The organism is Runella sp. MFBS21, assembly GCF_029433105.1.
In the GTDB taxonomy this organism is placed as follows: domain Bacteria; phylum Bacteroidota; class Bacteroidia; order Cytophagales; family Spirosomataceae; genus Runella.
Genome location: NZ_JARNTW010000048.1, coordinates 1 through 6,035, shown reverse-complemented (window position 1 = coordinate 6,035; position 6,035 = coordinate 1). Strand labels below are relative to the sequence as shown.

7 protein-coding genes are annotated in these 6,035 nt (G+C 33.2%); 4 read left to right on the top strand and 3 right to left on the bottom strand.

Going from position 1 to position 6,035, the window contains the following annotated elements:
* The first annotated feature begins 136 nt into the window (after nt 1–136).
* The 3 genes from P1X15_RS32315 (at nt 137) to P1X15_RS32305 (ending at nt 2,802) form a co-directional block, all read left to right on the top strand.
* Nucleotides 137–622 (top strand): IS3 family transposase, encoded by a 486-nt coding sequence (locus P1X15_RS32315; RefSeq protein ID WP_277342238.1) that lies wholly within the window; start codon nt 137–139, stop codon nt 620–622.
* Nucleotides 623–957: 335 nt separating this feature from the next.
* Nucleotides 958–2,052, top strand: coding sequence for a DUF4062 domain-containing protein (locus P1X15_RS32310; protein WP_277342237.1), 1,095 nt, complete (start codon nt 958–960; stop codon nt 2,050–2,052).
* Nucleotides 2,053–2,064: 12 nt separating this feature from the next.
* Nucleotides 2,065–2,802: a phytanoyl-CoA dioxygenase family protein gene (locus P1X15_RS32305; protein WP_277342236.1), complete on the top strand. Its 738-nt coding sequence runs from the start codon at nt 2,065–2,067 to the stop codon at nt 2,800–2,802.
* A 43-nt stretch (nt 2,803–2,845) separates the two neighbouring features.
* Here the strand turns inward: P1X15_RS32305 and P1X15_RS32300 are convergent, their stop codons facing one another.
* Both P1X15_RS32300 and P1X15_RS32295 read right to left on the bottom strand, forming a co-directional pair.
* Entirely contained in the window at nt 2,846–3,340 is a 495-nt protein-coding gene (locus tag P1X15_RS32300; protein ID WP_277342235.1) for a TrmH family RNA methyltransferase, read from the bottom strand.
* Nucleotides 3,330–3,935 (bottom strand): GGDEF domain-containing protein, encoded by a 606-nt coding sequence (locus P1X15_RS32295; protein ID WP_277342234.1) that lies wholly within the window; start codon nt 3,933–3,935, stop codon nt 3,330–3,332. Before P1X15_RS32295 ends, P1X15_RS32300 begins: the two co-directional genes overlap by 11 nt.
* Before the next feature lie 233 nt (nt 3,936–4,168).
* Here P1X15_RS32295 and P1X15_RS32290 point away from each other — a divergent pair, with 233 nt between their 5' ends.
* Nucleotides 4,169–4,330, top strand: coding sequence for a hypothetical protein (locus P1X15_RS32290; RefSeq protein ID WP_277342233.1), 162 nt, complete (start codon nt 4,169–4,171; stop codon nt 4,328–4,330).
* Between the two features lie 179 nt (nt 4,331–4,509).
* Here the strand turns inward: P1X15_RS32290 and P1X15_RS32285 are convergent, their stop codons facing one another.
* On the bottom strand, nt 4,510–5,631 hold the full coding sequence (locus P1X15_RS32285; protein ID WP_277342232.1) for a hypothetical protein: 1,122 nt from the start codon (nt 5,629–5,631) through the stop codon (nt 4,510–4,512).
* Between the last annotated feature and the right edge of the window lie 404 nt (nt 5,632–6,035).

The following is a 6,035-nucleotide window of genomic DNA, read 5'->3' as shown; positions in this document are numbered from 1 at the left end:
CTTCAATCCCGTGGTGGGTTCTACCCATGCGGCCCCTTAAAGTGCCTATATCCTGCTCAACAACTGAAAAGTAAACTTACCAGTTTCTTGGTTTTGTTCAATCACACAAATCTAAAGGCGGCCCCGTTACATCCCTATGGAAAATGGCAAATGGGCTTATTTAGCAGCTTGGATGGATCGCTACAGTCGTAAAATTGTAGGTTGGAATCTGGATGTCCATATGCGTGAAGAGTTGGTATTGAAAGCTTTACAAAATGCGGTAGACCGTTATAAGCCTTCGCATGGATTAATTGTACATTCCGATAGAGGGGGACAATATTTTGGAAACAGGTTCAGAAAATTACTTGATAAGTACCTTTTTCGACAAAGTATGTCAAGGAAGAAATCAGTTTATGATAATGCGCATGCAGAATCTCTTTGGGCCACGATTAAACGTGAGATGTTAGAAAAAGGCAGCTTTGATAGTTTGGAAGATGCTCAGACAGAACTGTTTGACTATATTGAAGTGTATTATAATCGTATTCGCCGACATTCGGCTTTAGGTTATGAATGTCCCGAAAAATTTGAACAAATTTACAACCAAAATGAATTATTAATCCTGCAAAGTAAACTGTCCGTCTAAAATGGACCACCTCAATTTATTGATCTTTGAATGCCTAAGCTAGGGTTCCATAGACAAATTATAAATAACTGCCGATGAAGCTTATCGGAGATTCGGCGTCAAAACCTGTAAAGTGTTATTGGCAACAGGTATAAGCCAGTGCAGATTTCTTTCACAAAGAAGAAGTATACCTTGTCAGAAACTAGGTTACTCCTCAATAAGGAAATAACTTCTCATCTCAAATCTTTTATTAAAGAGCTTATGATACAATTTAAAAAATTAGTATTTATACAGTCAAATCGCTATTGCTCAAGTAAGTAGACGTATGAAACACATTTAATACTTTTATAAGAGATATGATTGGTCCAAAAAAGAAATACCAACTTTTTATAAGTTCAACATATATTGATCTACAGAAAGCCCGTGAAGAAGTAACAAAGGTTATCCTAAATATGTACCACATTCCTATTGGCATGGAGATGTTTAGCGCGGACAATGCTGAACAGTGGGAGACAATTCAGGAAACTATCGGTAGCAGTGACTACTATATTTTGATAATTGGCCATAGGTATGGATCCATGACCAAAGAGGGTATAAGCTATACTGAGAAAGAATTTGATTATGCATTAAAAACAGGAATCCCTATATACGCTTTTATTAGAAATCGAGATGCAGCTACTTCACCTGATGAAAGAGATAATGAAGCAAAAAAAATAGCTAAGCTAAAAACATTCATCAAGAAAGTAGAAAGTGGTCGTATGGTTCAATATTGGAGTGATCAATCTGATTTAGGACAGAAAGTTTCAGTTGCCATGAACCTAGCTTTTACTCACAGGCCTAGAACGGGATGGGTCAGAGAGAACTCAATGACACAAGAGTTACAAAATGAGTATAATAAGTCTGGAGTAATTCATCTATGTACCGATGCAAGATCTTTGCAAGAAATGTACGACAAATATTTTCAACAAGATGAATTAACGGAGATTGATATAATTCATTGTTGGGGGGCAACTTGGAATGAACATAATAGAGATAATATTAGAAGAATATCTAAAAAGGCCGTCAAAATTCGCGTGATTTTATTAAACTATAAATCGTTATATATAAAACCTTTGGCAAAGAATATAAATCTTAAACCAATTGATTGTGTTGCCAATATAAAACGATCTCTTGATAGTTGGTATAAACTAATTTCAGAACTAAAAAGAGAACCTGAAAATAAAATAAAAATAGAACTTTACTTTTCAGAAGACATGCCTACTCGATCCATATACAGATTTGGGGATTATATCGTTTCAGCGGACAGAAATTTTATGAGAAGAAAAACTATAGATCTGAATAGTATAGTTTGTAAAAAAAATCAAGATGGATTTTACAATAACTTAAAGTTCGAAATTGAAGAATTTGTAAAAAATTCGGAAAAAATTACAGATTTTTCCTTGCTTCAATAATATTGAGCATAAATGAACACCCAAAATATAAACAAATGGCATATGTGTTCACCAAAAATTAATATAGAGACAATTGATAGCTTTCGAGAGAAAGGCTATTCTCTATTAAGAAATTTTTATCCAAATCAAGTTGTTCATATTTTAAAAGAAAAAATTTTAGAAATAGCTATTACACATCCTGAATATTGTCTTTATGACCAATCTACATTATCAAACGAAATATTGCTACATAGAATATATAGTCCCATCTATATTAATAATCAAATAGGAGACCTACTTGATATAAGCAAACTACAGTTTATAATAGAAAATATATGCTCTGAAAAGGTGTCATTATTAACTGATAAGGTAAATCTAAAATTACCAGGTGGTAAAGGATTTCCGCCGCATCAGGACATGCAAGGGTCATTTAAAAAATATGTAGATAATATTGTGACCGCTTTTATTTGTCTAGATGATTCTAATGAACAAAATGGATGCCTAGAAATTGCTGGAGGTTTGCATAAAATAGGGTTGTTTGAAGTAGAAAATAGAAGTATACCTGAAAAAGATTTAAAATTTATGAAGTTTGAGAAAATTACTCAAAACGCTGGTGATATACTTTTATTTGATGGATTTGTCCCACATAAGTCAGGGGCAAATCATTCCAATAGTTCTAGAATATGCATTGTTTTAACTTTTAATAAAGAAAAAACTGGTAATTTTAGAGATTTGTATTTTTATGAAGGTTTTAGGATGAAGTATGAATAATTTTCTATACTTAATTAAGTAATGGTACAAATATAATATAAAATTATTCTATAAATTTATTGTTATTTATATTTGCTATGTTTCCACGTCCTCTCGTAAATTCATAAAATGAAATAGAAGCAGCAACTGCAACGTTAAGGCTGCCAACCAAACCAAATTGTGGTATTACCAATGTATCACTGCAAGTAGACAAAATTTCTTGAGAAAGACCAGTAAATTCATTTCCAAAAATAAAATTACATTTCCTGGTAAAATTATAACCAGTGATACTTTTTGAATTATCAGATATTTCGATTGCGTAATTAACAAAATCGTTGTCCTTTGACCAGTCAACAAATGATTGTAGTGTCATAAAATGCATAATAGAGCATTTATTCTGTAGATTTGTTGCATATGCAGATGCTTCATCACAAAACTCCCACGGTTTCTCATACCCTAAAAAAATCAGTTTTCCACCTCCAAAAGCAACATGAGATCTAGTAATCATTCCAATATTTCTTGGATGATGTATGAGGTTAATCACAGTATTAAATTCCATTATTTATAGGGTTATTAAATATCCAATCTTCAAAATCTTCGCTTAAGCAGTAAGCCGAATTTTTTACTGTCTTAGCGGTTAACAAAGCAGATTCGAGCCTTAATATTGATTTGCTTACATCTGATTTGCCATCAATAAACGTTATACCAAAGCTTAAAGTAGATACTTCTCGTATGTTAATGTCAGACACATTGATCTTTATTAAATTTATTATATGACGAAGAATTTCATGGTCTGCATTTATTTTACTTAACAATACAATAAATTCATCACCGTTCCGATATCTAAAAGTTTGACCGTCATATTCTTTTACAACTGACACTATTATATCTTTTACTTTGATTATGACCTTATCCCCTATGTCATAACTATACTTCGAATTGTATTTTTTAAAATCATCTATGTCAATTATCATTAAAATTGACTTACAATTAATTTGACTTAAAGCCTTAAGAAAATACTTATAATTGAATAAACCAATTTGTGAATCTATATACTTTAGCGATTCAATTTTAGGTTTTAAATAAGCGAAATAAAATACTATGCTTATAATTAAGCATAAAAAAAAACCTAAACAAAAATATAAGAATTCCATCAAAAAATTATCAAAATATATTTTATTGGATAAATTTAATAATTAGTATAATTTTTTTAAAACGCATATTGGAACATAAAGGTAAACTATGTAAGTTTTCTTGAATTAAGTACATTTGATATATTTTTTGTGAAAAAAATATATTTTTAAATATCGAACTTGCTTGTAAGTTTATCAAATTTCGGGAGTTTTCACAGAACTGTGCTTTCACAAAATATACATATTGATAATCAATGTGTTACAAATTTTTGACACAGTTGAATGAACACTCTCCTGCCTTGCGGGACGTGTTGCCTGTCGCCCGAAACTCCGAATTTGAAGCACTGCTTGAACGGGCCACCCAACTATTTATTGGACGCAACATCACCATACTATTTCAAATTGATAATCAGTGATTTGTCGTATGGTGCTACTGTCGCACTTCAAGCCACAACATTAGCAGTACAAGTTTGCTGAAATCTTTCTTTCGTTGCAAGAAAAACCTAAAAATGTTATCATGTGTCACCCCTAGTTATGATTGACACAATACTGGCAAATTATATCTATGCGATCATTAAAAGACAGGTTGGTAGACTTACTTTTCATGGAATAAATCAATTAGTACTTTAATAAGGCCAGCAATAGCGCCTGCACCTCCTAAAATCTTTGCCCATTCAGGAATAGATGCCCAAATACTTTTCTTTTTCTCGGGCTCTTGCTTTGGTGTCGTCGGAGGATTAGTATTAAAGCTCTCCTTGTTTTCTTGTTTAAAATCGCCTTGCTGGCCAACGGACGAACCTATAACATTGCCGCCTATGTGAATGCCTGTCGGCTGCGATCTTTGCCGTCGTTGCTCTTCTTTGTAATCAGAGTAAGATTTATCGGCCAGTTCGTCTAATCCTTTTCCATTGATAGTTATAGTTGCAATATAAAAAGCATCGGTTCTTACTTCATCAACATCAGCCAGCCCACTCGATTTAATACCTTGTATGACTTTGAAAATAATATTGCCGTCGTGCGTAATATGATTGTCTCGTAAATAATTATCAAGCTGAATAGTGTTATGTTCCTTAAGGGCTTCAAATACTTGATCGATAATTTCTGGCACACTTAGCTCTATGCGCTTCATGTAATTAAAATACCCTCCGTATTGCCGAAGTTTCTCAAGTCCGCCGTTAGCCATTCTGATACCTAAAGAATTCCCATCTTTTGAGCTCCAATCCACAGTATCAAACAAGTCAAGTAATTTAATCTTGCCTTGGATTGTCCCCAACTCCTCCTCTGTAACATGTATATTGAACATATTAAGAAGATTCTCATCGGAGATATAGGTTTTCGCTAAATGAGTGTTTGTTAAAAAGTGGTCGCAAATTTTAAAGATCGCCCACTCTGTTGCAGGCACATTAAATAGAGGTTTCTCTTCCATTGGAGGTATTGGTTTAGGTATTTCTTCGTAGTAATAGAAAAGGTCGTTTTGCATTTTCATCATGCGAATAATATGATCGCGTCCGATTATTCCGTGATTGATTTTCTCGCCCGTCTCTTTTTTGTATTCCATCCATATAACCGGATCGCCATCTTCCAAAATTTCCCACAAACTCTTCTCAAACTCATCCATATTCTCCCATGATCGCCGCTCCATTGTCTTTTCTTCGCCAGTCTGCTTGTGTCTTATTTTTATCATATAAGTAATGGCATTGTAGTGCTTATCAGGCATAAAAAACAAAAGGTGCATTTTCCTACGCACCTTTTAATCAATTATTTATCAAACGGTTATCTTTTAGGAAAAATGTGTCAATCACGACTTTGATAGACACACATATAACACTTTATTACTTGTATTTCATTCTCACAAAATCCTTGTTTCGACAGCCATAACTTCTTGATTTTGTCAGTGTAAAGCGAAGGTGTACCGATTTGAGCACTAGTTTATTTCGGTACACTTTAACATGTTTCGCACATCCTAGTTATCATAAAATTCATTCGACGACAGCTTGTATATCCCTGAAATAGCTTGACACAAATTGTGTAAAGTTATGAAAGTGAGCAGCTTTATTAATTTAAAGAAAAAGTACAAAACAGGTGCCTTTCGATGGCATGTCATTGAACTGTATCGATTGG

Coding starts and splice junctions, on each gene's coding strand:
- P1X15_RS32290 (WP_277342233.1), top strand. CDS start 4,169: ATGTGTTACAAATTTTTGACACAGTTGAATGAACACTCTCCTGCCTTG.
- P1X15_RS32295 (WP_277342234.1), bottom strand. CDS start 3,935: ATGGAATTCTTATATTTTTGTTTAGGTTTTTTTTTATGCTTAATTATA.
- P1X15_RS32285 (WP_277342232.1), bottom strand. CDS start 5,631: ATGCCTGATAAGCACTACAATGCCATTACTTATATGATAAAAATAAGA.
- P1X15_RS32305 (WP_277342236.1), top strand. CDS start 2,065: ATGAACACCCAAAATATAAACAAATGGCATATGTGTTCACCAAAAATT.
- P1X15_RS32315 (WP_277342238.1), top strand. CDS start 137: ATGGAAAATGGCAAATGGGCTTATTTAGCAGCTTGGATGGATCGCTAC.
- P1X15_RS32310 (WP_277342237.1), top strand. CDS start 958: ATGATTGGTCCAAAAAAGAAATACCAACTTTTTATAAGTTCAACATAT.
- P1X15_RS32300 (WP_277342235.1), bottom strand. CDS start 3,340: ATGGAATTTAATACTGTGATTAACCTCATACATCATCCAAGAAATATT.